The sequence below is a fragment of the Winogradskyella sp. J14-2 genome (genome assembly GCF_001971725.1).
Lineage (GTDB): Bacteria > Bacteroidota > Bacteroidia > Flavobacteriales > Flavobacteriaceae > Winogradskyella.
In genome coordinates this window covers 910,076-935,436 of record NZ_CP019388.1, presented here as the reverse complement: position 1 = coordinate 935,436, position 25,361 = coordinate 910,076, and the positions used below count along the sequence as shown (strand labels likewise).

At 35.1% G+C, this 25,361-nt stretch carries 26 protein-coding genes; 19 read left to right on the top strand and 7 right to left on the bottom strand.

The window, feature by feature from the left end:
* Window positions 1–3: 3 nt before the first annotated feature.
* From BWZ20_RS04440 to yidC, 5 genes are all read left to right on the top strand, one after another.
* A complete protein-coding gene (locus tag BWZ20_RS04440) occupies window positions 4–405 on the top strand; it encodes an OsmC family protein (RefSeq protein ID WP_076616879.1) in 402 nt (133 codons plus the stop codon).
* Window positions 406–948 carry a DUF922 domain-containing protein gene (locus BWZ20_RS04435; protein ID WP_076616876.1) on the top strand — a complete coding sequence of 181 codons (543 nt, stop codon included), beginning with the start codon at window positions 406–408 and terminating at the stop codon, window positions 946–948. It begins immediately after the preceding gene.
* 405 nt (window positions 949–1,353) lie between these two features.
* Window positions 1,354–1,581, top strand: a complete 228-nt coding sequence (locus BWZ20_RS04430) for a DUF3820 family protein (RefSeq protein ID WP_076616874.1) — start codon at window positions 1,354–1,356, stop codon at window positions 1,579–1,581.
* 203 nt (window positions 1,582–1,784) lie between these two features.
* Window positions 1,785–3,401, top strand: coding sequence for a CTP synthase (locus BWZ20_RS04425; protein WP_076616870.1), 1,617 nt, complete (start codon window positions 1,785–1,787; stop codon window positions 3,399–3,401).
* Window positions 3,402–3,489: 88 nt separating this feature from the next.
* Window positions 3,490–5,400, top strand: a complete 1,911-nt coding sequence (gene yidC / locus BWZ20_RS04420; protein WP_076616868.1) for a membrane protein insertase YidC — start codon at window positions 3,490–3,492, stop codon at window positions 5,398–5,400.
* A gap of 302 nt (window positions 5,401–5,702) precedes the next feature.
* On the opposite strand, the gene BWZ20_RS04415 is transcribed toward yidC, so the two are convergent.
* Entirely contained in the window at window positions 5,703–6,716 is a 1,014-nt protein-coding gene (locus BWZ20_RS04415) for a fasciclin domain-containing protein (RefSeq protein WP_076616866.1), read from the bottom strand.
* Window positions 6,717–6,783: 67 nt separating this feature from the next.
* Between BWZ20_RS04415 and BWZ20_RS04410 the strand changes: the two genes are divergently transcribed.
* The 10 genes from BWZ20_RS04410 to BWZ20_RS04365 all read left to right on the top strand — a co-directional run bounded on the left by BWZ20_RS04410 (window position 6,784) and on the right by BWZ20_RS04365 (window position 16,070).
* Window positions 6,784–7,491 (top strand): toxin-antitoxin system YwqK family antitoxin, encoded by a 708-nt coding sequence (locus BWZ20_RS04410; RefSeq protein WP_076616863.1) that lies wholly within the window; start codon window positions 6,784–6,786, stop codon window positions 7,489–7,491.
* A 319-nt stretch (window positions 7,492–7,810) separates the two neighbouring features.
* The gene (mnmA, locus tag BWZ20_RS04405) at window positions 7,811–8,998 is read left to right on the top strand and encodes a tRNA 2-thiouridine(34) synthase MnmA (protein WP_076616859.1); all 1,188 of its coding nucleotides are present in this window, start codon (window positions 7,811–7,813) and stop codon (window positions 8,996–8,998) included.
* Between the two features lie 366 nt (window positions 8,999–9,364).
* Window positions 9,365–10,306 (top strand): NAD(P)H-dependent flavin oxidoreductase, encoded by a 942-nt coding sequence (locus BWZ20_RS04400; protein WP_076616856.1) that lies wholly within the window; start codon window positions 9,365–9,367, stop codon window positions 10,304–10,306.
* Window positions 10,307–10,327: 21 nt separating this feature from the next.
* The gene (locus tag BWZ20_RS04395; RefSeq protein ID WP_083677148.1) at window positions 10,328–11,533 is read left to right on the top strand and encodes a DUF4198 domain-containing protein; all 1,206 of its coding nucleotides are present in this window, start codon (window positions 10,328–10,330) and stop codon (window positions 11,531–11,533) included.
* Window positions 11,534–11,571: 38 nt separating this feature from the next.
* Window positions 11,572–12,207 (top strand): HupE/UreJ family protein, encoded by a 636-nt coding sequence (locus BWZ20_RS04390; protein WP_232217141.1) that lies wholly within the window; start codon window positions 11,572–11,574, stop codon window positions 12,205–12,207.
* Window positions 12,200–12,691: a hypothetical protein gene (locus BWZ20_RS04385; protein WP_076616850.1), complete on the top strand. Its 492-nt coding sequence runs from the start codon at window positions 12,200–12,202 to the stop codon at window positions 12,689–12,691. The genes BWZ20_RS04390 and BWZ20_RS04385 overlap by 8 nt, the downstream gene beginning before the upstream one ends.
* A gap of 132 nt (window positions 12,692–12,823) precedes the next feature.
* Window positions 12,824–13,345 carry a hypothetical protein gene (locus tag BWZ20_RS04380; RefSeq protein ID WP_076616847.1) on the top strand — a complete coding sequence of 174 codons (522 nt, stop codon included), beginning with the start codon at window positions 12,824–12,826 and terminating at the stop codon, window positions 13,343–13,345.
* A gap of 98 nt (window positions 13,346–13,443) precedes the next feature.
* Window positions 13,444–14,823 carry an MATE family efflux transporter gene (locus BWZ20_RS04375; RefSeq protein WP_076616844.1) on the top strand — a complete coding sequence of 460 codons (1,380 nt, stop codon included), beginning with the start codon at window positions 13,444–13,446 and terminating at the stop codon, window positions 14,821–14,823.
* A 450-nt stretch (window positions 14,824–15,273) separates the two neighbouring features.
* A complete protein-coding gene (locus BWZ20_RS04370) occupies window positions 15,274–15,504 on the top strand; it encodes a hypothetical protein (protein ID WP_076616842.1) in 231 nt (76 codons plus the stop codon).
* On the top strand, window positions 15,504–16,070 hold the full coding sequence (locus tag BWZ20_RS04365) for a phosphatase PAP2 family protein (RefSeq protein ID WP_076616839.1): 567 nt from the start codon (window positions 15,504–15,506) through the stop codon (window positions 16,068–16,070). The genes BWZ20_RS04370 and BWZ20_RS04365 overlap by 1 nt, the downstream gene beginning before the upstream one ends.
* A gap of 137 nt (window positions 16,071–16,207) precedes the next feature.
* On the opposite strand, the gene BWZ20_RS04360 is transcribed toward BWZ20_RS04365, so the two are convergent.
* The 5 genes from BWZ20_RS04360 to BWZ20_RS04340 all read right to left on the bottom strand — a co-directional run bounded on the left by BWZ20_RS04360 (window position 16,208) and on the right by BWZ20_RS04340 (window position 20,986).
* Window positions 16,208–17,827 (bottom strand): ArnT family glycosyltransferase, encoded by a 1,620-nt coding sequence (locus tag BWZ20_RS04360; protein WP_076616836.1) that lies wholly within the window; start codon window positions 17,825–17,827, stop codon window positions 16,208–16,210.
* Entirely contained in the window at window positions 17,820–18,443 is a 624-nt protein-coding gene (locus tag BWZ20_RS04355; protein ID WP_076616834.1) for a lipid-A-disaccharide synthase N-terminal domain-containing protein, read from the bottom strand. Before BWZ20_RS04355 ends, BWZ20_RS04360 begins: the two co-directional genes overlap by 8 nt.
* A gap of 85 nt (window positions 18,444–18,528) precedes the next feature.
* Window positions 18,529–19,245, bottom strand: a complete 717-nt coding sequence (locus BWZ20_RS04350; protein ID WP_076616831.1) for a glycosyltransferase family 2 protein — start codon at window positions 19,243–19,245, stop codon at window positions 18,529–18,531.
* Window positions 19,246–19,324: 79 nt separating this feature from the next.
* Window positions 19,325–20,410, bottom strand: coding sequence for a methylmalonyl Co-A mutase-associated GTPase MeaB (gene meaB, locus BWZ20_RS04345; protein ID WP_076616829.1), 1,086 nt, complete (start codon window positions 20,408–20,410; stop codon window positions 19,325–19,327).
* A 12-nt stretch (window positions 20,411–20,422) separates the two neighbouring features.
* Window positions 20,423–20,986: a DUF2911 domain-containing protein gene (locus BWZ20_RS04340; protein WP_076616827.1), complete on the bottom strand. Its 564-nt coding sequence runs from the start codon at window positions 20,984–20,986 to the stop codon at window positions 20,423–20,425.
* Window positions 20,987–21,260: 274 nt separating this feature from the next.
* Between BWZ20_RS04340 and BWZ20_RS04335 the strand changes: the two genes are divergently transcribed.
* The 4 genes from BWZ20_RS04335 to BWZ20_RS04320 all read left to right on the top strand — a co-directional run bounded on the left by BWZ20_RS04335 (window position 21,261) and on the right by BWZ20_RS04320 (window position 24,799).
* Complete coding sequence (locus tag BWZ20_RS04335) at window positions 21,261–21,758, top strand: RNA polymerase sigma factor (protein ID WP_076616824.1); 498 nt, start codon at window positions 21,261–21,263, stop codon at window positions 21,756–21,758.
* Window positions 21,742–22,308 (top strand): hypothetical protein, encoded by a 567-nt coding sequence (locus tag BWZ20_RS04330; RefSeq protein ID WP_076616821.1) that lies wholly within the window; start codon window positions 21,742–21,744, stop codon window positions 22,306–22,308. Before BWZ20_RS04335 ends, BWZ20_RS04330 begins: the two co-directional genes overlap by 17 nt.
* Window positions 22,309–22,359: 51 nt before the next feature.
* Complete coding sequence (locus BWZ20_RS04325) at window positions 22,360–23,955, top strand: hypothetical protein (RefSeq protein WP_157358312.1); 1,596 nt, start codon at window positions 22,360–22,362, stop codon at window positions 23,953–23,955.
* Between the two features lie 154 nt (window positions 23,956–24,109).
* Window positions 24,110–24,799, top strand: coding sequence for a peptidoglycan DD-metalloendopeptidase family protein (locus BWZ20_RS04320; RefSeq protein ID WP_076616816.1), 690 nt, complete (start codon window positions 24,110–24,112; stop codon window positions 24,797–24,799).
* Window positions 24,800–24,815: 16 nt separating this feature from the next.
* Here the strand turns inward: BWZ20_RS04320 and BWZ20_RS04315 are convergent, their stop codons facing one another.
* On the bottom strand, window positions 24,816–25,355 hold the full coding sequence (locus tag BWZ20_RS04315; RefSeq protein ID WP_076616814.1) for a hypothetical protein: 540 nt from the start codon (window positions 25,353–25,355) through the stop codon (window positions 24,816–24,818).
* Window positions 25,356–25,361: the final 6 nt, after the last annotated feature.

Sequence of the window (25,361 nt, the reverse complement as noted above, 5' to 3'; positions counted from 1 at the left end):
ATTATGACATCTAAAGTAACTTACCTCGGTAATCTCAGAACAGAAAACACGCATATAAAATCTAGTAATAGTTATATTACTGATGCACCTGTAGACAATAACGGCAGAGGAGAAGCGTTTTCTCCTACAGATACTGTTGCTACAGGGTTAGCAAGTTGTATGCTAACGGTTATGGGAATTAAAGCCAGAGATATGGGTGTGGATATGTCGGGAACCACAGCTGAGGTTACAAAGACTATGGTGAGTAATCCCAGACGAATTTCTAAAATAGAAGTTGTACTTCATTTTCCGTTTAAAGCAGATTCTAAGACTAAAAAAATATTAGAGCATACAGCAAATACTTGTCCTGTGCATTACAGTTTACATCCAGATATCGAAAAGGATATCACGTTTAACTGGAAATAAATGCAAATTAAACACCTCATAATTTCAATATTCTTATTGTTTGTTGGGTCGTCTTCTAATGAAGAAACCATTGCATGGAGCAACATGCGCAAACTAACATGGAAAGATTTTAAAGGCAGTCCCAACCCAAATTCAGATGCAGTGGCTTTAACGGCTTCTGGCATTACCTTTGGATATTCTGTAAAAACAGCAGGAAAGCGAATTATCGGGTACAAAACATCAGTGCAAGCACATTTTTATCCAGATAAATCTTGGTATCTCTCAGAAAAAGCAGACGATTATATTCTTGCCCATGAGCAGTTACATTTTGATATTACCGAGCTCTATGTTAGAAAATTTAAACAGCAATTAAAGCGCTTGGTTGTAAACCAGAATATAAAAACCCAGATGAAACAAATTCATATAGCTATAAATGAGGCCTTAGATAAAACCCAAAAGATGTACGACCAGCAAACCAACCACTCTATAAATGTTGAAGCGCAATACTATTGGGAAAACTACATCAAAGAGGAGCTCAAAAAATTAGACACATTCAAATCCTAGTACCTTTGGAAGGAAGTAAAGAAGCAGTAATAGAGTTAGCAAATTATAGAATGCCTTTTGTCATTCCTGCGAAAGCAGGAATCTATTTTTAATAATGATATAGTTATGGAGGCTAATAAAGAAGCATTAATAGAGTTAGCAAATTATAGAATGCCTTTTGTCATTCCTGCGAAAGCAGGAATCTATTTTTAACAATGATATAGTTATGGAGCCTAATAAAGAAGCATTAATAGAGTTAGCAAATTATAGAATGCCTTTTGTCATTCCTGCGAAAGCAGGAATCTATTTTTAATAATGATATAGTTATGGAGGCTAATAAAGAAGCATTAGTAGAGTTAGCAAATTATAGAATGCCTTTTGTCATTCCTGCGAAAGCAGGAATCTATTTTTAATAATGATATAGTTATGGAGCCTAATAAAGAAGCATTAGTAGAGTTAGCAAATTATAGAATGCCTTTTGGAAAATACAAAGGTGAATTTTTGGTTGACATCCCAGAGTATTATTATACATGGTTTAAGCAAAAAGGATTTCCGGACGGTAAACTAGGTAAAATGATGATTCAAATGCACGAGATAAAAATCAATGGTCTCGAAGAATTGATTTATACCATTAAACGCGATTATAAAGCATAATGACGCAAACCAAACGTCACTTTTCTGTCGTCACTCTTCTATTTTCAGATTAAAAAACAGAACTATAAAAATGTAAGTAATCGTAGATTAATGTCATTTTAGAGTATAAGTGTATAACCATACAACTTATTTTAAGATTGCAACTTTATAATTGCACTTAAGCAAATTTTTATTGTAAATTTGCCTGCGTTTAACAGCGCAACATGACCACAAACCCTAAGTATATTTTTGTAACAGGCGGAGTGTCTTCCTCACTAGGAAAAGGCATTATCGCTGCATCTCTCGCCAAATTATTACAAGCCCAAGGTTACAGAACTACCATCCAAAAATTAGATCCATACATTAATATAGATCCAGGTACACTAAACCCATATGAACACGGTGAGTGTTATGTAACAGATGATGGAGCAGAAACCGATTTAGATTTAGGACATTATGAGCGTTTTTTAAATGTACCAACATCACAAGCTAATAACGTTACAACTGGTAGAATTTACCAAAGTGTTATAGATAAAGAGCGTCGAGGTGAATTTTTAGGAAAAACAGTTCAGGTTATTCCTCATATTACAGATGAAATTAAGCATAGAATCCAAATTTTAGGCAATTCAGGCGACTATGATATCGTAATTACCGAGATTGGTGGCACTGTTGGTGATATAGAATCTCTACCTTACATAGAAGCTGTAAGACAACTTCAATGGGATCTGGGCGAGCATAACGCATTGGTAATTCACCTAACATTAATCCCTTACCTATCTGCTGCAGGAGAATTAAAAACCAAACCAACACAGCATAGTGTTAAGACCTTAATGGAAAGTGGTGTACACGCAGATATTTTAGTGTGTAGAACAGAACACGAATTACAAGAAGGTTTAAAGGAAAAATTAGCCCGTTTTTGTAATGTTAAGAAAGAAGCGGTAATTCAATCTATCGATGCTTCTACCATTTACGATGTACCAAATTTAATGTTAGATGAAGGTTTAGACAAAGTTGTGTTACAAAAGTTAGATCTTAAAAGTGATACACCAAATTTAGACCAATGGAACGAATTTTTAAAGCGTCATAAAAACCCAAAGAGCCAAGTCACAATCGGGTTAATTGGTAAATATGTTGAGCTTCAAGATTCATATAAGTCTATTTTAGAGGCTTTTATTCATGCAGGTGCAGAAAACGAAGTTAGAGTTAATGTAGAGCCCATTCATTCTGAATTTTTAAACGAAGATAATATAGATTTTAAACTTGGTCATCTTGATGGAGTTTTAGTAGCACCAGGTTTTGGTGAGCGTGGTATTGAGGGAAAAATAGACGCTGTTAGATTTGTAAGGGAAAATAATATTCCATTTTTAGGAATTTGTTTAGGCATGCAAATGGCAGTTATAGAATATGCCAGAAACGTACTTAATCTTAAAGAAGCCAACTCTTTAGAAATGGATGAGAGTTCTCCGCATCCGGTAATTAATCTTATGGAATCTCAAAAAGATGTTGTAGACAAAGGCGGAACAATGCGTTTGGGAGCATGGGACTGTAATATTGCAGAAGGCAGTGTAGCACACAGTGTTTATGGCAGTACCAGTATAAAAGAACGGCACAGACATCGTTTTGAGTTTAATGATGACTACAAAGAACAAATTGAAGCTGCTGGGATGAAAGCAACAGGATTAAATCCAGATACTGGTCTTGTAGAAATTATTGAAATACCAGAGCACAGCTGGTTTGTTGGTGTACAATATCATCCAGAATATAAAAGCACAGTTGCCAATCCGCATCCTTTGTTTGTGGCATTTGTAAAAGCAGCCTTAAAATACAAGAACAAAAAATAATGTGCCACTTTGGCGTAAAATTAATTTTGGATAGCTTTTTGGGATAGCCAAACCATTAATCATTCAATTGTAGCGTACAAACTAAATTATGGAAGAAAAGAAACTCGATATTAATTCAATCATTGGATTTATCCTTATTTTCGGAATATTGGTGTTTATGATGTATCAAAATACACCAAGTGAAGAAGAGCTCAAAGCGCAAAAGCAAGCCGAGCAAGAGCAAATAGAGGCGGAGAAAAAGAAAAGTAAACAAAATGAAGCTGTTGTAACAACTGCCTCAGATTATAGCAACACAAAAGATTTAGATTCTACGCAATTAGCATCACTTCAAAGCAAAGAAGGATCTTTAGCCTATGCCTTAACAATACCTGGTGAAGACTTTACAACTGTAGAAACCGATGTGTTTCAGTTAAAGTTTAGCAGAATGGGAGGCCATTTGGCTGAAGTAAAACTTAAAAAGTTTGTAACCTTCGATTCACTACCAATATATATGGTTAAAGACCAAAACAGCGCCTTTAATCTCACATTTGGTACCTCAGATAATCGTATACGTAATACAAAAGATTACCCATTTCAACCAAGCGTAAGCAAGAGTGGTGAAAATACTATTGTGTCTATGAAGCTTAAGTTTTCTGAAACAGAGTTTTTGGAGTATAGATACGAGTTAAAGCCAGAAGACTACATGATTGACTTTTCAATCAAATCGCAAGGTTTAAGTGGAGAGTTTAATACATCGCAACCAATTACTTTAGATTGGCAGCAAAAAGGAATTAGGCACGCAAAAAGCATTAGCTACGAAAACCGTTATACAAGGCTCACCTATATGCACGATGAAGACCGTGTTGAAAAGTTATCACAAATGGGTGACGATGAAGAAACCATAGAAGATGTAGAATGGTTATCGTACAGACAACATTTCTTTAGCTCTATATTGGTAGCTAAAGATAATCCGTTTTCAAAAGCAGAGCTAACCTCTAAAAATTTAGTTGAAGATGAAGAAGTAGATACGCTATTTACAAAACTATACACCTCAAAAATACCATTAGCCTATAATGGTGGTGAGATTAATAAAAACTTAGGATTATACTACGGTCCTACAGATGCTAAGATTTTAAAGACTTATGATAAAAGCTTAGAGGAAAGTATTCCTTTTGGATGGGGAATCTTTGGCTGGATAAACAAGGCCTTATTCATTCCTTTATTTGGCTGGTTAAGTAGTATGTTGCCTTATGGAATTGCTATTATTGTTATGACTGTTTTGGTAAAACTTATGCTGTCTTTTGTGCAATATAAGCAGTTTTTATCACAGGCAAAGATGAAAATATTAAAGCCAGAGTTAGATGCCATTAGAGAAAAATATAAAGACAACAAGTTAAAGGCACAGCAAGAAACTATGGCATTACAGAGTAAAGCTGGAGCCAGTCCGCTAAGTGGCTGTCTGCCTGGTTTAATGCAAATTCCTGTGTTTTACGCGTTGTTTATGTTCTTTCCAACAGCATTTGATTTAAGACAGAAAAGCTTCCTGTGGGCAGATGATCTAAGTTCTTACGACTCAATTTATAATTTTCCACCTGGTGTAAATATTCCATTTTATGGAGATCATGTTGCATTGTTTCCAATACTTGCTGCCATTGCTATTTTCTTCTACATGAAAATGACAACTGGTCAGCAAACAGCAATGCAAGCACCACCACAAGAAGGTATGCCAGATATGAGTAAAATAATGAAGTACATGATTTACTTCTCACCACTACTAATGTTAATTTTCTTTAATAACTATGCCTCTGGCTTAAGTTTATATTACTTTATATCCAATCTTATTAGTATCGGTATTATGTTGGTTATTAAAAACTACATTATCGATGAAAAGAAGGTGCTGGCTAAAATAGAAGTGAGTAAGAGCAAACCGAAGAAACAGAATAAATTTCAGAAAAAAATGGCTGAAATGATGGAGCAAGCCGAGCAGCAAAAACAAGCACAACAAAGACGAAAAAAGTAAAAGCCTGAGAGTATCGTAGATTAAAAAGCCTTGGTTTATTGCGCCAAGGCTTTTTTATAGATTTAATACACTTGTATAACTCTGTGGTTATGTAATAGTCTTATGCAATTAAATAGTCTTAGGTTACCTACATAATAGTTTTAGAAGGTAATGCATACCTTTATTGTGTTTGTTATGCATGGTTGATTAATCCAAGGTTTAGGTGATTTATAGTAAAAAACCCAGACGAATAAATGTCTGGGTTTTTCTACTAACTAAATCAATCAATATAAAAATGAGGTAATCAGCCTCGACTTTCTAAACTATGGTAATGGAAATAAAATCACTCTATCAATCACATGCACGACACCATTCATGGCTTGTATATCAACCAATGAGGTTACAATATTACTTACACGATTGTTAGCGTCTGTTAACGTAAAATTACTGGTATCTGCAGTAATATCACCTCCTAAAGTAGACACCGTGCCAGTAGTAAGCTGATCTGACTGAACGTTGGCGGCTACGATGTGGTATAATAATACCGAATCAGTGGTAGCAGCGTTTAACTCGCCCATACCTTCACCAAAACCAGATAAACCTAACTCTGCTAGTATACCATTTGTGGGATCTAAAAAGGCATCGTTTGTTGGTGCAAATACTGTAAAAGGTCCTGCATCAGGATCAGAAACTGTATTAATATACGGTACTGTAGGTGTTCCTGTATCTGCGTATGCAAGGGCATCAACCAATACAGATAGCGCTGGATTAGATGTTGCAAATGTTGCAATGGTTGGTAAATCAATTACTGTATTTACTACATGGACTGTTCCGTTCGTAGCCGTTAGGTCAGCGTTACTAACGGTTGATTGTCCGTTTATAACAACACCATTAGAAGTGTTAAAATACAAACTTAAATTTTCACCGTTAGGCCCTGTTGCGGCCACATTAGTGTAACCCGAACCTGCATTAACAAGATCTGTTGAAGATAAATTTTGTCCTACGATAACATGATTTAATAAGATGTTTCTTACTAAAGCTTCTTCAGCAGTAGACAAATTATCTAAATCTAATCCAGTATTGGTTAAAAGTGTTGTAAAGGCGTCGTTGTCTGGTGCAAACACTGTAAAAGGTCCAGTGCCTTGCAACGTTGTTACTAGGTCTGTGGCTTCTAAAGCAGCAGCCAATGAAGTTAAACCATTTGCTAATGCCACATCAACAACAGTAGTTGTTTGCACACCTGGTCCATTGTTGTCATCGTCGTCACTACATCCAGTTACACCTAAAACCAATAGAAATACTGTCAGTAATTTGAAAGTTTTTGAAATAATTTTCATTTTTTTGAGTTTTTAAAATTGTTCAACATTATACAAACTGTTATTGTTTGTCTAACAAAGCTATGAAATGATTAAACAAAAAGTTTATTTCACCCTTTTTTTTACAATAATTTTAACAGTAGCACTGGCTCAAAAGCCAGTAAATCAATTTGATGAGAACGGCAAACGTCATGGTATATGGACAAAGAACTACCACAAGACCGATCAAAAACGCTACGAAGGCCAATTTGTACATGGTAAAGAGGTGGATACTTTTAAATACTACACACTTTCTAAAGGTAAAAGTGTATTAAGTGCCACCAAAGTCTTTAATTTAAAAGATAGTTTATCTGATGTAAAGTTCTTCACCTCTAAAGGGAAAGTCATAAGCGAAGGCAAAATGAACGGTAAACGTTACATTGGTCAGTGGGTGTTTTATCATAAAGATTCTTCCGCAAAAATGATTGTAGAGCATTACAACGATGAAGGCAAGCTGGAAGGCGTTAGAACGGTCTATTATAAAAATGGACTAGTAGCCGAAGAAACAAATTACAAAGATGGAAAATTAGAAGGAGAATCTAAATGGTTTTCAGAAAATAAAATGCTGCTTCGCCAATCCGTTTATATAAATGGTGAATTAAATGGTAAGACCATTAACTACGATTCCGATGGTAATAAAACTTCTGAAGGCAATTACACTGACGATAAAAAGTCTGGTATTTGGTTTTATTATGAATCTGGAAAGCTCAAAAAAGAAATTGACCATACCAACAACAAGGTCATTAAAAAATACTAATAGATTTAAACTATAAAAAGCATAATTTTTAGGAATAGCAGTCTATATTAGATTGCTATTTTTATTTGTAATTTTGCCGAAGTTTTTCAGACAATATAGTAAGAGACTAAAATTAAGTTTATAAATTAAATTCATAACGTCACTTCGAGTAAAATTCCGTTTTAAGGAATTTTGTATCGAGAAGTTTTTGTGCTACAAAAGGTTCTTAATATAATTCCGATTCTCAGATTTACTCTAATTGAAATATGAATAAATAAGTTAATTAAAAAGATTCCTGCTGAAGTTTATCTTGAGCAGTGTCGAAAGGCAGGAAGGTGATATGAAAAGAGTAATAGTAGGACTTTCAGGTGGTGTAGATTCTAGCGTTGCAGCCTATATTTTAAAAGAGCAAGGCTACGAAGTTATTGGCTTGTTTATGAAAAACTGGCACGATGATTCTGTAACCATTTCAGATGAATGTCCTTGGCTAGAAGACAGCAACGATGCTATGCTGGTAGCCGATAAATTAGGCATTCCGTTTCAAACGGTAGATTTAAGCGTTCAGTACAAAGAGCGTATTGTAGACTACATGTTTAACGAATACGAAAAAGGACGCACACCCAATCCTGATGTGTTGTGTAATCGCGAAATTAAGTTCGATGTTTTTATGGACATTGCCATGGATCTTGGAGCAGATTACGTAGCTACTGGACATTATTGTCGTAAATCTACAATCGAAAAAGACGGAAAAGAAATTCATCAGCTTTTAGCCGGAATAGATAACAATAAAGACCAATCTTACTTTTTATGCCAGTTATCGCAAGATCAATTAGCAAAAGCGCTATTCCCAATTGGTGAATTAACCAAGCCAGAGGTTAGAGAGATTGCTAAGGCTCAAGATTTAATAACGGCTGAGAAAAAGGATTCTCAAGGCTTGTGTTTTATTGGTAAAGTAAGACTACCAGATTTTTTGCAACAACAATTAAAGCCAAAAGAAGGAGTTATTGTTGAGGTAGAAGATTCCCTTGAAGTTTATAACCAAAAGCAACCAGAGTTTACTTCAAAAGAAAATGAATTGGCATATTTAGCCAAAAAACCAAAGTATGTTTTATCTGATGGAAAAGTCGTTGGTAAGCATCAAGGTGCACATTATTTTACCAAAGGGCAACGCAAAGGCTTAGCCGTTGGAGGTACCAAAGAACCATTATTTGTCATTGAAACTGACGTTGAAGAAAACGTGATTTACACTGGTCAAGGAAAGAATCATCCTGGTTTACTTCGTAATGTGTTATTTGTGTCTAATGACGAATTGCACTGGATTCGGGAAGATTTAGCCCTAAACGATGGCGAAACTATGGATGTGATGGCAAGAATACGTTACAGACAACCTTTAGAAAAGGCAGCACTTCATAAAGTCGCTTCAGGATTGTACGTGGAATTCGAGAATAAACAATCTGCAATTACCGAAGGTCAGTTTGTGGCTTGGTACAACAATGATGAATTGTTAGGCTCTGGTGTGATTTCTTAATAAAATATAACGTCACTTCGAGTGATTCTGAGGTACGAAGAATTGTATCGAGAAGTCTTGCTACCGAAATAGTTCTCGATAGTTCTGCTGAGCTTGTCGAAGTACTAATTTTATTCCTATCGTCATAAAATCCACTCGAACTGACGGCTAAGGTTTTATTTTAAGTGTTATGTCAGTTCGAGTGTTTTTAATCGATTGTAATGAGATTAAAAATGTATCGAGAACTAATAGTCGTTAAATTCTTATACTCGATAAAAATTTCACTCATTTCTATTCGTGAAATTCACTCGAATTGACGAATTTTATCAAAACTATTCATTGTCATGCTGAGCGCAGTCGAAGCATTTTTAAAATAAATCATCAATAATGGCAAACAGAATCACAGAATTATTCAATATAGAACATCCAATCGTACAAGCAGGCATGATCTGGAACAGTGGTTGGCGACTCGCCTCAGCAGCAAGTAACGCAGGCATTTTAGGCTTAATAGGCGCAGGCTCAATGTATCCAGATGTGTTGCGCGAGCATATTCAAAAATGTAAAGCTGCAACCGACAAACCTTTTGGAGTGAATGTGCCGATGCTATATCCAAACATTGAAGAGATTATGGATATCATTGTTGAAGAAGGAGTAAAGATTGTATTCACCTCTGCCGGAAATCCGAAAACATGGACCAGTTGGTTACAAGAGCGAGGCATTACTGTGGTGCATGTAGTGAGTAGTGTAAAATTTGCGCTCAAAGCCCAAGACGCAGGTGTGGATGCTGTCGTGGCTGAAGGTTTTGAAGCAGGAGGACACAATGGTAGAGACGAAACCACAACGCTCACTTTAATCCCAATGGTAAAAGAACACTTAGAAATTCCATTAATTGCTGCAGGTGGTATTGCCACCGGAAAAGCCATATTAGCCTGTATGGTTTTGGGAGCTGATGGTGTACAGGTTGGTAGTCGTTTTGTGGCGAGTGAAGAATCCTCAGCGCATCAAGCTTTTAAACAAGTTGTGGTGGATGCTAAAGAAGGAGATACGCAATTGACCTTAAAAGAACTGGCACCAGTGCGTCTCGTTAAAAATAAATTTTACAACGAGGTACAAGAACTTTATAAAACCGCACCAACACCAGAGCAGCTTAAAGAACTACTAGGACGCGCCAGAGCCAAACGTGGTATGTTTGAAGGTGACTTGGATGATGGCGAACTCGAAATTGGACAAATCGCAGGTCTTATACACGACATTAAACCCGTTGCAGACATTGTAAACGACATGGTAAAAGAGTTTGAGGAAGCCAAACAAAATATTATAGCACTTTGATAACCTATAACAACTATAGCAATGAAACTTAAAAAAAGAAAAATAACAGCATCAATAACTAATAAACTTTTAAAGCCTTTTTATTTTTTGGCTGCGCTTGTGTTATTCTGCAGTCACGATTTGTATATAAAATTAGAAACCTATTTTTTAGAGCCTAATCAAGAAGCGGTTTTAAACCTTTACAACGGTACTTTTGAGAAAAGTGATAATACCATTGCTCGCGATCGAATGTTGGATGCGTCTATAGTTTCGCATGGAAATCGAGTAGCTATTAATCCTGAGCAATGGCAAGACCAAGATAGTACGATTACAAAATTAACCTTTAATACAGGTGATGCAGGAACTTATGTAGCAGGTGTTTCTACTAAAGCCAGAAATATTGAACTTACCGCAGAGAAATTCAATAAATATCTTAAAAGCGATGGTGTTTTGGATATGCTCAAACAACGTACTGCAGATAGCTTGTTAGACCAAGATGTGGTTGAGAATTACCAAAAGCACGTTAAGGCTATTTATCAAGTCGGTGATGTAAAGACTGATGATTGGAAAACAGTTTTGGGGTATCCTATTGAGTTTGTTCCCATGGCAAATCCTTATGAGAAACATACTGGTGAGCAACTCGATGTTCAATTGCTGTTGGATGGCAAACCTTTAGCCAATCAACTTATTTTTGCAGATGCCGTTAAAGGTGCTCACGCGCATTCTCACGATGAAAATACTCACAAACATAGTCATGAGGATAAAACCCATTCACATGAACACTCTCATGATGATGGCGACCACAGCCACGAGCATAGTTCTAGTACAAGTGAAGCCCACAGTCATGAGCATAAACACAAAGGTGAAGTTCATTCGCACAAACATGGACATGATACTAATGAACATAAGCATTCGCATAATGCCGAAGAAGAAAAGCCACATTCCCATACCAGTGGACAGCAATTACGCACTAATGATAAAGGTATTGTTACCGTAGATTTACCAGAAGATGGGATTTACTACCTTAGAACTATTCATATGACTAGAGTTGCAGACAGCGATGAATTAACACATCGGTCTAAATGGGCAACTTTAACTTTTGAGGTAAGCCATGCCCATAATGCTGATACACATACACACAACCATGACCGCGATCATGAAGACGGCATCCCAATTTGGATGTTCATTTTAGGCAGTGTAGCGTTCATTGGTGTGTTATTCTTCATCTTTAGAAAAAAAGACAGCTAATGGTTTTGAGCTTAAGGCGGCTGTTAACGCTATTAGTAGTGTTACTTCCACTTTTTGGATTTGCACATGGTGTTACAAACGCAGATCAAGAGCTTTTGCGCAATGGTGGTTTATGGGCTTATATTCAAGTAGGAGCAACGCATATGCTTACCGGTTACGATCACCTGCTTTTTTTGGCTGGTGTGGTATTCTATCTAAGCAGCTTTAAAGACATTCTAAAATTTATAACAGTATTTACAATTGGCCATTGTATCACTCTAATAGGTGCTACGTATTCTGGTATTACGGCAAATGAACACTTAGTAGATGCTGTTATTGCTTTAAGTGTTTTGTATAAGGGATTTGAAAACTTAGGTGGTTTTCAAAAACTAAAAGTACCAAACCTACTGCTTATGGTAGGTCTTTTTGGACTGATTCATGGTTTTGGCTTATCAACCCGATTACAATCTTTTGATATTGGAGAAGAACAGGTGTTGGCAAAAATTTTGTGTTTTAACTTAGGTGTAGAAATCGGTCAAGTATTAGCTTTAATACCTATTGTGTTTATCATTACACAGTCTCGAAAACGGAAACAGTTCCCAGCGTTTTATAAAGCTGTCAATTGGTACTTGGTTTTGGCAGGAATAGCGCTGTTTATATACCAACTTTTTGGTTATTTTAATGGGTATGGGTAAATTATTAGGCAAATTTGACTTTGTTTTAATACTATTACAGTGCTTTGGACTACAGTTTGTATTTACTGGAATATATAGGTTGTATGTAGCCTACAATGCCGATGAATGGGATGCACTATTAGGTAAATCCACTAATACTTATGAGGCTATATCAGACGTTCGTTTGGGTCAATTTTTTGCTAACCATTTTTATAGCAAGACTCTGATTGCGTTTGTGATTATAATTTTAGTTTTGCTTTTAAATAGAAAGTTTAAAGTCGGTATCATAAATAATGTATTTATCTTAGTGTTGACTTTGATTTTTACACGTAACTTGTTTTTTGCGTCACCTTATCTAACTTGGAAGATAGAATATTTCAGCCAACTATTTGGTGAAAATACTAAGTCTACTTTTTTAATTAGCGGTCTCTTTTTTTTAATTTTTGGCTTAGCGGTAATATGGAAATCTCTTGTTTTTAATGTTATAAGTAGACAGAATACATAATAAAATTGTATTGAAAAATATGCAACGTTACGTATTGACTTGTTGTTTAAAAAAAAAGAACTTTGCTTATCGATGGATACAAGTAATTGAAAGAAACTTAATAAATCAACTGAACTCATTAAAAAAAATCAATTGAGATACGAAATACCTTTTGACTTAGAACTTTATTATCTGCAAACCAAAATAACATTTCCTTATGTCTTCTCTGATTCTTATAGGAAAAGTAAAGAGGCACTATTTTGGTTTATAATTTTTATATGCTTAGGTATTTTCATAATTATTGGAAAAGGTAATTTAGGTTTTTTATTCCTTGCTTTCTCTCTTTTTTCATTCTACAATTTTTACACTTATAATAAGAAGTATCATAATTTAAAAAACGACTATATGAGTCGTATAAAGGCATTAATAGATAAAGAAAATGAAATTCCAAAATACGGCATTTTTGAATTTAACAAGGACTGTTTAGTTTTTACTGATGACTTTTCCGAAACCAAAACTGAATGGAATAATTTCCAAGAATATAAAATCGTAAAATCAAATTTGCTTTTAATGAGAAACAAAGAACAAGGTGATATTGTGGTTATTGGAAAATCAGAGATTGGAGAAATAGAGTTTAAAAATGTAATATCATTTGTGAAAGAAAAAATTAAATAAAAACCCTTGCTAGCGCTCGTTTGTAACTAGTTATTTAATTTATATTCGAGTAAAAAATAAACTCTAAAACCTAAACCCAAAACCACTACCTTCGCGGCATGGTTTTAAGCAACTACACTAAAGAATTTCAATACAACCTAAAACTGGCATCACCAGTAATGTTAGGCATGCTTGGGCATACCTTTGTGAGCTTTGTAGATAATGTGATGGTTGGGCAATTGGGCTCGGCTGAGTTGGCAGCTGTGTCTTTGGGTAATAGCTTTATTTTTATTGCCATGTCTTTGGGTATTGGCTTTTCTACAGCCATAACACCTTTGGTAGCAGAGGCAGATACAGAGCAAAACTTCGTGAAAGGGAAATCGGCTTTTAAGCATGGGTTTTTCTTATGTACGGTACTGGGTGTTTTGTTGTTTTTAGTCACTTTACTGTCCAAGCCCTTAATGTATGTTATGGATCAGCCAGCAGAAGTGGTAGAACTCGCTATTCCGTATTTAGATTTGGTAGCTTTTTCTTTGGTGCCGCTTATCGTGTTTCAGGCATTTAAGCAGTTTAGCGACGGCATGTCCTTAACCAAATACCCTATGTATGCTACGTTGGTGGCTAATATTCTCAACGTCGCTATTAACTACGTGCTTATTTTTGGAAAATTTGGGTTTCCGCAAATGGGTATTGTTGGTGCTGCTGTTGGTACTTTAGTATCGCGTTTTACGATGTTGTTTTTCTTGTGGTGGCTGTTGGCAAAACGTCACAGATCTAGAGCGTATGTGACCAATATAAAATTCTTTAAACTCAGTAAACAACCTCTAAAAAAGCTCACCAACTTAGGGTTGCCTAGTGCGATGCAGATGTTTTTTGAGGTGGCTATTTTTACAGCAGCAATTTGGCTCAGTGGATTGTTGGGTAAAAATGCACAGGCTGCCAACCAGATTGCACTTAACTTATCATCCATGACTTTTATGGTGGCTATGGGCTTGAGTGTTGCCGCTATGGTGCGTGTTGGTAATCAAAAAGGATTAAAGGATTACAAAAACCTAAAACGTATTGCAGAATCTATCTTTTTTGTTGGGTTTATATTCGCTGTCATTTTCGCGTTGTTGTTTGTGATTTTTCATAAAGCGTTACCGGAGTTGTATGTGGATTTAGACGATCCAGCCAATGCCATGGACACCGCTGAGGTGGTTAAAATCGCAGCGACTTTATTATTGGCTTCGGCAGTGTTTCAGATTAGTGATAGTCTGCAAGTTATTGCACTTGGAGCACTTCGTGGTTTGCAAGACGTTAAGATTCCTACCATCATTACTTTTATTTCGTATTGGGTGATTGGGTTTCCGATTAGTTACTATTTAGGCAAAGAAGACGCCTATGGCAGTTTGGGAATTTGGTTGGGCTTATTAGCTGGCTTAAGTGCTGCGGCTTTATTGCTCTTTATTCGTTTTAATTTTTTGACGAAGAAGTTGATTTCGCAACAAGCTAAATAACTCGTATACGTCACTTCGAGTGATCCTGAAGTATGAAGGATTGTATCGAGAAGTTTTGTTGTCTAAATAGTTCTCGATACTATTTGCTCGCATACTCACAAATCACTCGAACTGACGATAGAGGTTCAACTTTGTTGTTTACGTCACTTCGAGTGATCCTGAAGTATGAAGGATTGTATCGAGAAGTTGAGTTACCAAAATAGTTCTCGATAGTTCTGCTGAGCTTGTCGAAGTACTAATTTTATTCCTATCGTCATAAAATTCACTCGAACTGACGGTTGAGGTTTTATTTTTATGCATTGCGACACTTCGAGTGGTCCTGAAGTATGAAGGATTGTATCGAGAAGTCATAAGCGTAATAAGTTACTAGAAATGACAAAGCAAAAAATAGTATGAAGAACTCATCACTAAATTTGTATTTTTGTCCTTCAAAATTCAAACTTTTAACCAATGGAATTACCAAAATTCATCTTAGGCGATAACACAGATTATCCAGATGCTATATTCGTTATTCATACTGAGTTTCCGAGATTTATCATCAATCTTGAAAATGATGAGGTAGAGTGGTTTGAAGAATTCGATCAGCACGATCAAAAAGAACTCGAAACCGAAATGGAAAATTATATAATGCAGGCTACTGAGTTCTACGATAGGGAAGTAGCACGTTACGACGACAACTAATGCTAGACAAACTTTTAGACTTAGATACCGAACTTTTTGTATATCTCAATGGCCTAGGTTCACCTACTTGGGATGGCATGTGGCTGGCCATAACGCATGAGTTTACTTTTGCGCCTCTATATGCCTTACTACTGTTTTTAATCTATAGAAAACTGGGTTGGAAATCCTTGTTGGTAATCATAGTGGTCATTGCTTTAATGATATTATTTACAGATCAGACTACTAATTTGGTAAAACGTACAGTATTGCGATTTAGACCTTGTGCTTGCGATGAAATAAAGGATAGCATACGGTTTATAGCAGAACGATGCAGTAGCAACCGTAGTTTTTTCTCTGGTCATGCATCTAACTCCATGGCAGCAGCTGTTTTTGGTGGCTTAGTTTTGCGACCTTACTTTAAAAACCTCATATTTATTCTGTTGTTTTGGGCGTTTTTAGTGGCTTACAGTCGTATTTATGTTGGAGTGCACTTTCCGATAGATATTTTAGCAGGAATGACTTTTGGTGCTTTAGCTGGCTTTGGTTTTTATAAGCTGAATACCTATATCCTTAAGCGATTCAATTAAATTATTAAACCTTGTTCTCGATATTTTTTCCGAAGAAAAACTCGAACTGACGATTGAATAATAATTTGTCAGTTCGAGTGGTTTTTATGACTGCGCTTGTCGAAGTTAAAAAAAACTATATCGAGAATAGAGAATTATTATTTTAGAGTAAGTTTGTATAACTGATTAACTAATCGCTCATTATAGGCTCTAGAATCCTTGGAAGCACGATTAAGGTCATACGTATCTATAAATTCCATTTTATATAATTTTGAAAGGACTTCAATCGTATCTGGTTGATGGGTTCTTGTTAATAAATAAAATGTTTTTTCAATTGGTATGTGATAGCCTTCTTCTGCTTTAATACTCGGAATTTTATCACCATAATTATAAATCATTTCAGGAGCAACATAGTCTAAATGATATAAATCAATGGCCTTGTCTTGTAATTCTGAAATAGGTTTGTTGTCATCTTTAACATTTGAATTTGCTAAGGGTAGAGCGAAAAATCCAATACTAACCATCATAGCTAAGCATAAATAGAACACCGTTTTAATATCTTTTTTCTTTAAATTTTGAATGATGAAAACACCAATACTAATAAGTACGATAGAAGTGATAAAATACCTAACGGCATAATCACTAAAAATAAAAGAATCTTTAAAGAATTCAGACATCCAAAACAAAATGCCAATTAATCCTATCAGTCCAAAGTGAAAGTACACAGGATAGGTTTCGCGTTTATCCTTTAGGTTTTTAAATTCTCTGATTAAATACGCAATATAAAATCCAATATTAATAGCCAGAGGAATTAAAACTGGCATGAGGTAGCGTGATTTTTTTTCAGGAATTACAGACAATAAAATCACAGCAATAAGCGTCCAGAAAAAACTAAAACGATAGGCTTTGAGATGAGACACGCGCGACTTTAAATAAGGGTATAATAAACTTATAAATGCTGGAACGGTCCACAATCCACTCTGTACAAAAAAGCTCCAGTAATAATAAAAGGGTCTTACATTATAGCTGCTCCAATTAGTTGTTTCCTTAACTGCTATAGCTGCAAATGTTTCAGGATCTGCAATACGAACATGCATGTACCACCAGCCACCAATGACAATTCCAAAAATTAAAAGGCTAATAAGCTTTAAAAAGTGTAAAATATTCCCTTTTAATCTAAATGCTATACCATAAGCAACCACAAAAGATAAAAACAACACATATAAAGAAACTGGACCTTTAGAGAGTACAGAACCAGCTATAAACAACACAAACAGAAGGCTATTTATAATGTTTGTTTTTTGATGCTTCAGCATAATAAAGAGTTGGAATAAAGCCATAAGCATAAAACCATGAGCGTAAATATCCCAAGGTGCTTCAACGGTAATACCAATAACATAGAATGAGCTCAACACAATAAAACCATTGATAAGACTATGTGATTTGGTAAGTTTTAATTGTTTTGAAATCAAATATGTAGAAATACCAATGCTTGCCATGAATAAAAGGGCTGGCCAACGTAAAGCAAGGACAGATTTTATACCGAAGAGCATACCAAAAAAAGCCGTTATCCAAGTTGGTAAAGGTGGTTTTTGGTAGCGTGCTTCCCCATTCATTGTGGTTAAAATCCAATTATTATCCGTAAGCATTTCTCTTGCCGAAATAAAATTTCGAGCTTCCATTATCGTCACAGGAATTGCATCTATAGTAAAGCCAAGCATAATTACCACAAAGAGTAAAAGGCTAACAATAGGGTATTTTTCTATGAGCTTAATCATTGGTTTGTCTAATAAGATAAGCGTTTCTTGCATAAATGATCATACCAAAGAGATGACCAACAAATAAGACAGGATCTTGTCTTATGATAGCATAAGTTAAAATTAAAGAAGCGCCGATTAAACTCAGTACCCAAAATCCCATGGGTAAAGATGATTCTTTATGTCGTTCTGCATGAATCCATTGGTATACAAAACGCAGCGTAAAAATCACTTGAGCTACAATACCTAAAATAAGCAACCATGTTGGTATGGCTTCGTTTTTAAATAGAAGCTCAATATCAATCTTATTGTTATTGTAATAGAAAATTACAATAAGAACCGGAACAATAAATAATAATATCTGAACCAGCTTAGGAAACTTTTGCCATTGACCTTGTAGCTGTAAGTTTCTGATATAAATAAAGTATGTTAAACTCTGACCAAGCATTATAGCAAAATCTAAGCGTAAGTATCCATAAATAAATAACAAGAATGACGCCATTAGGCTTAATGTCCAGAACGTCGTAGGAGTAATAACCTTGCGTTGTTTTTCTGAAGTTACCCATTGAATGAGCAATCTAGACGAGAACAGTATCTGCGCAAAAAATCCTATGCTATAAATGATCCAGTCTTTCATGTATTAATATCTATTGCCTTTTAATGGACACATGGAACATCTTATTATCATTTCTATTAGTGATTAATAATTAATTGTTGATGTTTCATTTGCTGGTTTTAGCAACATCATAATTAATGTACTTTTTCTTCATCCATAAATAGGCAAAGCAATCCATTAATGGTCCAAGAAGACGATTCCAAAGTCCAAATTTTGCGGTACCAGCTATCCTTGGAAAATGACGAACAGGTATTTGGGTAACTCTGCCATTCTGCAGCATAATCATTGCAGGTAAAAAACGATGTAAACCTCTAAACATTGGAATACGTTTGGCATAGTCAGTTTTAATGATTTTAAGAGGACAACCTGTATCATCCATACCATCTTTGGTAAACGCACGTCTAATGCCATTAGCAATCTTGGAAGACATATTCTTAACAAAAGAATCCTTGCGATCGGCACGTACACCAGTTACTAATTCGTTGTCATTAATATGATCTAATAATAAATTAAAATCCTCTGGAGAGGTTTGTAAGTCTGAATCAATATAACCAACAAGTTCAGTTTCAGCATAATCAAAGCCAGCTTTTATAGCAGCACTTAAACCGCGGTTTCCTTTAAAAAGTACATAGTCAAAAGCGTCATTACGATCGCAAATAGCCTCAATCATAGCTTGACTATTGTCCTTAGAACCATCATTTACAAATAAAATACATGTTGGTACAGAAGCAATCTTTAAATAGTTTGAAAGCTCTGTTTCAACACGTTCTAGATTATCCTCTTCATTATAAACAGGTATTATGATGGTTAATTTGTAATTCATGTATGGATACAATTTCTGGCACAAAAGTATGCTTTTTTAGTATTACGGAGAAAACCTTGATGGTTTAAGGTAAATTGAACTAAATTGACAGATTGAGTAAATACTCAGCAGCAGCAAAAGGGGTAGTTTTTCCTTCCTCTACGAGTTTAATTTGAGCAGGAAGCTCCTTTTTAATATTTTCAGATTTGTAGAAGTCAGATTTAAGACGTTCCTCGATGGTTTGAAGTAACCAGAATTTGTTTTGATTATTTCTGTTGTGTTCAAAATAATGATTGGTAGACGTGGTTTTCAAGTACTCTTGTATTAATTCCCAAACTTCAGAAATGCCTTCTTGTTTTAGAGCGCTGCAAAGTGATACTTTTGGTGACCAGCCAGACGCTTTTTCAGGATACAAATGCAAGGCTCTATTAAATTCTACTTTAGCAGATTTTGCAGCTTTTAGATTATCTCCATCAGCTTTATTGATAACAATAGCGTCAGCCATTTCTATAATGCCTCGTTTTATGCCTTGAAGTTCATCGCCAGCACCTGCAAGCTTTAATAACAAAAAGAAATCTACCATACTATGCACAGCAGTTTCACTTTGTCCAACACCAACAGTTTCTATAATAATAGTATCAAATCCAGCGGCTTCACAAAGGATTATAGTTTCTCTGGTTTTTCTGGCCACACCACCAAGCGAATCTCCAGAGGGAGAAGGTCTAATAAAAGCGTTTTTGTCTTTTACCAAATCTTCCATTCTGGTTTTATCACCAAGAATACTACCTTTACTTAGGCTACTACTTGGGTCAACAGCAAGTACAGCCACTTTTCTGCCAATGCTTGTTAGATAACTACCAAAAGCCTCAATAAATGTACTCTTACCAACACCAGGAACTCCAGTAATACCAATTCTTACAGATTGGTTAGCATAAGGTAAACAAGCAGTAATAATGTTGTGAGCCTTTTGGGTATGCATCTGGTTAGTACTTTCTACCAAAGTGATGGCTCTACTTAAATCTGTAATATTTCCTGAGGTAATTCCTTTTACTAAATCCTCAACCGAAGGTTGCTTTTTGCGTTTAGCTTTTATAAAGTTTGCAGAATTAGTACTTAGAATTTTAGGTGGTTCTATACCATCTTGCTCGTGTAAAGCAGATTTATATGTTTCATCCTTTTTTGCCACAGTTTAGCATTGTTAATGTTTGTGTGGATAGATCTGCATCGGAATTTCAATCAATGTCTGATCCCAAGCCATGGTAAGCTTTAAGTTACCAGTTTTATTATCAAAAGCAATCGTGAATTTTTCTACAGTTTCATCAATACTTTGCTTAGGGACTTCAATTTCAATAGCATCGTAATTAGGGTCCCACATTGGTTCCATTTTTTCATTAACTCCCCATTGATACTGTTTGGTGTTGAACATTACCTTCCAAGAATTTTCCATTGGTACAGTCCAAAGCGTGTATTTACCTTTTTTTAGTAACATACCATCAATCATTAAATCTTCATTGGTTTCAAATGTAGTAGCTTCGTTGGCACCAGTTCTCCAAACCTTATTAAAAGGGACAAGTGCCCCAAAAATATCACGTTCGCGTTTTGATGGCCTGTTGTACTCTACTTGAAGTTTTAAGTCGTTTAGGGTTATTTTTGCGGTATCCTTTGGGCTGAGCCTTGGAGAAAAAATATTTTCAACAAAAACAGAATACAATAGTAGACCCAAAGCTATTATTGACAGAATAATAAGAATGCGTTTTAGCATAGTGAATTTTCTTAAGCAGTTTTTAGCTAATTTATTTGTGCTGAATGTGCTTCAACATGTTTTAAAAAATAAAGATAATTCAATTCCCTAAATTTATAGAACAGAACGCAGAATTTTAAGCAAATCTTATAAAATCAAACTTTTTTTGAAATTTTTTGCAACACTCAAAAATTTGTGTCGTCTTTAAAGTGAGATCAACCAAAAACAATTAATCATCAATACGTTTCAGATTCATATTGTTGAAAAATGCAAACAGAATGACAGGCAAGCGCAAATGCAATTGTACAAGCAATATTGTGATGGTATGCTTATCGTGGCACTTCGATTTGTGAAAGATACCATGGAGGCCGAAGATATTGTGCAGGAAGCTTTTATAAAAGCATTCTCTAGATTAGATCAATACAGAGCTGAAGTAAGTTTTGGTGCTTGGTTAAAACGCATCGTTGTGAATAGGTGTATTGATGTTTTAAAATCTAAAAAACAACGATTAATCGAGCTGGAAGAGCATCATCTCAATGTGGTTGATGCAAAAGATGAAAAAGAGTGGTTGGTTGATGATGATATTACTATTGATGATGTAAAAACAGCAATTGAAGAATTGCCCGAAAAATATAGATATGTCGTCATGCTCTATTTAATTGAAGGTTATGACCACAGCGAAATCTCAGAGATATTAAATATTTCTGAAGTGGCTTCGCGAACACAATTATCTAGAGGAAAACAAAAGTTACAAACCGTATTAAAAGCAGAAAGAAATGGCACAAGATCTTAGAAATTTATTTGAGAAAGATAGGTTGGCACAACGTGCAAAAATGTCTCAAGATCATGAAGCACGCTTTTTAGAGAAGCTAGATAAAGAATTGCCAATAGAGAAGAAATCTAGTGGATTTAGTTTCTTAAATATCGCGGCGAGTGTAGTGATGCTACTAGGATTGAGTTTTGGTGCTTACAAGTATTTTCAAACACCTGATGTTGTAGATCCAAAGCAAGAAATTGTAGATACAGATTTAAAGACGCTTGGCGATGTATCACCAGACCTAAAAAAAGTGGAGGATTACTATTTAGCTAGTATTAATTTAGAATTGTCTAAAGTAGAGTTAACACCACAAAACAAAGAATTATTTGATGGCTATGTGTTGAGACTTCAAGAGTTAAATAAAGAATACGATAAATTATTAGAAGAACTTAACGAAAACGGTCCAAACTCTGTAACCTTAGATGCGCTTATAGAAAATTTAAAGCTGAGATTAAACCTTGTAATGCGTCTAAAAGATAAGCTAGAAGAGTTTAATGACGATGCCTTTGAACAAGAAATTACGTAATCAAATCAAAAATTCATAAATCAAAAAACGAACAGTTAAATCAAAAAAATCATGAACACAATTAGAGTTTTAGTGTTGTGCTTGTTAACCACATTTGGTTATGCACAAAAAAAGTTAAGTAAAATATCACAGTCTATTAAGGTAGATAAAGATGTTGTAGTGGACTTAAACACCAGTTATGCCGAAATTGAAATCGATACATGGAACAGAGATGTCGTAGAAATTGAAGCGTATTTAGAAAGCGATAAACTATCTGAAGCAGAGTTAGAAAAAGCTCTTGAAGCATGGAATCTCAAAGTTGATGGTTCTAATAATAAGGTTGTGATTTTTTCTCATGGTGGACGAGCTTTAGCATTTATGGGAGAAGGAGACTATTCTGCATTATTAAAGGACTTAGAGTTTGAGTTGGCAGATTTTCCAGAAATTCCTGAAGTCATTGTACTACCTGAAATCCCAGAATTAGCTGCTATGCCAAAGATGCCAGAATTACCAGAAATGCCAGAATTTCCTGAGTTACCTGAATTACCAGAAGGTATAAAAACTATTAAGTTTGATTACGATAGATACCAAAAGGATGGGCAAAAATACCTTGAGGAATGGAGCAAGCGTTACGAAAAAGAAGGTGGTAAAGAACTGCAAAAACGTATGGAAGAATGGGCAAAAAAGTTTGCTGAGTCTGGATACCAGGAAAAAATGGAAAAATGGGGCGAAGCGTATGGTAAGCGCTTTGAAGGAAAATGGGCTAAAGACATGGAAAAGTGGGGAGAAGAATTTGGCGAAAAATATGCCAAAGAGATGGAAAAATGGGGAGAAGAATTTGGTGAGAAGTTTGGCAAGGAATGGGAAGAGAAAATGGAAGCTTGGGGAGAACGCTTTGGACAACAAATGGAACGACAAGCAGAATTAATAGAACAACAAGCTGAGCGTAGTGAGAGAATCGCTGAGCGATATGCTGAGCGCTCTAAAGAAATGGCAGAACGAAGAGCTGAAATGGCTGAACGCAGAAAAGATGTTCATAAACGAAGAGAAGCTGCAATGGTAAGACGTTTAGAGTCTGGTAGCAATAGCAAAATTCGTAAGGTGATTAAAATAAAAATTCCTAAGAAAGCGAAATTAAAAACCAACATAAGACATGGTGATTTAAAAATTTCCTCGGTTATTTATAACTTACAAGGAGATATTTCACACACCTTTTTGGTAGCAGATCACATTGATGGAGGAGACACCTCCATCAATGTATCTTATTCGCCAGTAGTTATTAATTCTTGGAATTTGGGAACTTTAAATTTGAATTATGTCGATAAAGCTCAAATTAAAAATGCAAAAAACTTGGTGTTAAATGCAAAGTCTTCTAATATTAATATTGAAACTTTAACCGAAACAGGTATCATTGATGGTAGTTTTGGTGATCTTACCATTTCTAATCTAGAAGAGACGTTTAAAAATCTCAATTTAGTTTTAGAGAATAGTGATGCTTTTATCAACTTACCACAAAATATAGATTACAGTATGTATTTCAAGGGTAATCGCTCAAAATTCAATAATAAAGCTACGACACAAAAAACCATTAGAAATTATCCTGATGGCCAAAGTTCTGACAGAAGCATCGTCGTTAATGCTAAGTTTAGTAATATTATTATGAATTAACTATTAAAAGTTAAATCTATCATTCTGAATTGTTCCGCTGAGCGCAGTCGAAGTGTATTTCAGAATCTTTATTAGTTACAATCTTAGCTTAGTAACCTTTCTTTGTGTTTTTCCATTAAAATAGATTCTTATTTTTGTGGAAATTTTGTTTTTTATGACTTTATCTTCTTTTGAAGAATTTCTAAAATCGCTCCAAGCACATCCTTTGATTCACCCAGAGATTTCTAGGAATACTTATATGTCACTAGATTTATCTAATCATAATAAAGAATTAGATAGTATTGACGTATCATCTTCTAAAGCTTTAGAAGCATATATCTGGAATCATTTAAAAAGCAATAATGCTAGAGTGGCCTTTGGTGGTTATTTAGAACATCGAGGTATTTATAATCGTAGTGATTATTTTAATACAGCCAAACCAGAAGAAGAACGCAATATTCATTTAGGATTAGACCTTTGGATAGAAGCAGGCACTGAAATTTCTGCACCTCTAGTTGGGAAAATTCACAGTTTTAACAACAATACTAATTATGGTGATTATGGGCCAACTATAATTTTAGAGCATTGTATTGACAACCTAAAGTTTTTCACTTTATATGGTCACTTAAGTTTAGAGTCCATCCGTAATTTAAAAGTTGGAGTAGAAGTGAAGCAAGGAGACCCAATCGCAACTCTTGGTACAGCAGAGGTCAATGGAGACTATGCACCACATTTACATTTTCAGATTATAAGGGATATTCAAAATTACAATGGAGATTATCCAGGTGTGAGCAACCAACTTGATTTAGACTTTTATAAAACGAATTGTCCAGACCCTAATTTACTTTTAAAACTTGCCCAATAAAATGGGCGTATACAGTCTAATTAGGCATAAAGTAATTACCATCGTAGCTGCCAGAAATTATTTGTCCGTCGTTTCTGGTAAAAGTGAATGTAAAAGCAATATTGAATTCCGTAAAATTGGTAACAGTAACTAATGCGGATTGAGCATACACATCTGATTGCGGATCGTTATCATCAAGTAGAACAGTACCAGGTGTAAATTCACCATTTGTAATGGTTCCGTCAATTGAGATGTCATAGTCTTCTATCTGACTGTATGTGGTATTCTGAATAGTAGTATCTTCAAAATCAAAGTACACATAACTAATATCACTCAAATCATTATTGCCTGTAATCTCAGCACTGGTTTTATTAAAAAGGCTAATACTAATTTCACTTGGATCATTATTTGCAGTATTTTCATCAACAATGATTGCCGAAACTAAATTGTATGTCGTTCCATTAAAAGTAAACGCATTATTTGTTTCATCTTGAATTGAGCTTGTATCGTCCGAAGAACACGATACTAATGCCATACATAGCACTAACGCAAGTGTGCGTAATAGATTTGGGTTCATAATAAA

What these genes read in the sequence shown, in the direction of transcription:
- BWZ20_RS04440 (WP_076616879.1), top strand. Translation starts at nt 4, where the DNA reads ATGACATCTAAAGTAACTTACCTCGGTAATCTCAGAACAGAAAACACG.
- BWZ20_RS04435 (WP_076616876.1), top strand. Translation starts at nt 406, where the DNA reads ATGCAAATTAAACACCTCATAATTTCAATATTCTTATTGTTTGTTGGG.
- BWZ20_RS04430 (WP_076616874.1), top strand. Translation starts at nt 1,354, where the DNA reads ATGGAGCCTAATAAAGAAGCATTAGTAGAGTTAGCAAATTATAGAATG.
- BWZ20_RS04425 (WP_076616870.1), top strand. Translation starts at nt 1,785, where the DNA reads ATGACCACAAACCCTAAGTATATTTTTGTAACAGGCGGAGTGTCTTCC.
- yidC (WP_076616868.1), top strand. Translation starts at nt 3,490, where the DNA reads ATGGAAGAAAAGAAACTCGATATTAATTCAATCATTGGATTTATCCTT.
- BWZ20_RS04415 (WP_076616866.1), bottom strand. Translation starts at nt 6,716, where the DNA reads ATGAAAATTATTTCAAAAACTTTCAAATTACTGACAGTATTTCTATTG.
- BWZ20_RS04410 (WP_076616863.1), top strand. Translation starts at nt 6,784, where the DNA reads ATGATTAAACAAAAAGTTTATTTCACCCTTTTTTTTACAATAATTTTA.
- mnmA (WP_076616859.1), top strand. Translation starts at nt 7,811, where the DNA reads ATGAAAAGAGTAATAGTAGGACTTTCAGGTGGTGTAGATTCTAGCGTT.
- BWZ20_RS04400 (WP_076616856.1), top strand. Translation starts at nt 9,365, where the DNA reads ATGGCAAACAGAATCACAGAATTATTCAATATAGAACATCCAATCGTA.
- BWZ20_RS04395 (WP_083677148.1), top strand. Translation starts at nt 10,328, where the DNA reads ATGAAACTTAAAAAAAGAAAAATAACAGCATCAATAACTAATAAACTT.
- BWZ20_RS04385 (WP_076616850.1), top strand. Translation starts at nt 12,200, where the DNA reads ATGGGTAAATTATTAGGCAAATTTGACTTTGTTTTAATACTATTACAG.
- BWZ20_RS04375 (WP_076616844.1), top strand. Translation starts at nt 13,444, where the DNA reads ATGGTTTTAAGCAACTACACTAAAGAATTTCAATACAACCTAAAACTG.
- BWZ20_RS04370 (WP_076616842.1), top strand. Translation starts at nt 15,274, where the DNA reads ATGGAATTACCAAAATTCATCTTAGGCGATAACACAGATTATCCAGAT.
- BWZ20_RS04365 (WP_076616839.1), top strand. Translation starts at nt 15,504, where the DNA reads ATGCTAGACAAACTTTTAGACTTAGATACCGAACTTTTTGTATATCTC.
- BWZ20_RS04360 (WP_076616836.1), bottom strand. Translation starts at nt 17,827, where the DNA reads ATGATTAAGCTCATAGAAAAATACCCTATTGTTAGCCTTTTACTCTTT.
- BWZ20_RS04355 (WP_076616834.1), bottom strand. Translation starts at nt 18,443, where the DNA reads ATGAAAGACTGGATCATTTATAGCATAGGATTTTTTGCGCAGATACTG.
- BWZ20_RS04350 (WP_076616831.1), bottom strand. Translation starts at nt 19,245, where the DNA reads ATGAATTACAAATTAACCATCATAATACCTGTTTATAATGAAGAGGAT.
- BWZ20_RS04340 (WP_076616827.1), bottom strand. Translation starts at nt 20,986, where the DNA reads ATGCTAAAACGCATTCTTATTATTCTGTCAATAATAGCTTTGGGTCTA.
- BWZ20_RS04335 (WP_076616824.1), top strand. Translation starts at nt 21,261, where the DNA reads ATGCAATTGTACAAGCAATATTGTGATGGTATGCTTATCGTGGCACTT.
- BWZ20_RS04330 (WP_076616821.1), top strand. Translation starts at nt 21,742, where the DNA reads ATGGCACAAGATCTTAGAAATTTATTTGAGAAAGATAGGTTGGCACAA.
- BWZ20_RS04325 (WP_157358312.1), top strand. Translation starts at nt 22,360, where the DNA reads ATGAACACAATTAGAGTTTTAGTGTTGTGCTTGTTAACCACATTTGGT.
- BWZ20_RS04320 (WP_076616816.1), top strand. Translation starts at nt 24,110, where the DNA reads ATGACTTTATCTTCTTTTGAAGAATTTCTAAAATCGCTCCAAGCACAT.
- BWZ20_RS04315 (WP_076616814.1), bottom strand. Translation starts at nt 25,355, where the DNA reads ATGAACCCAAATCTATTACGCACACTTGCGTTAGTGCTATGTATGGCA.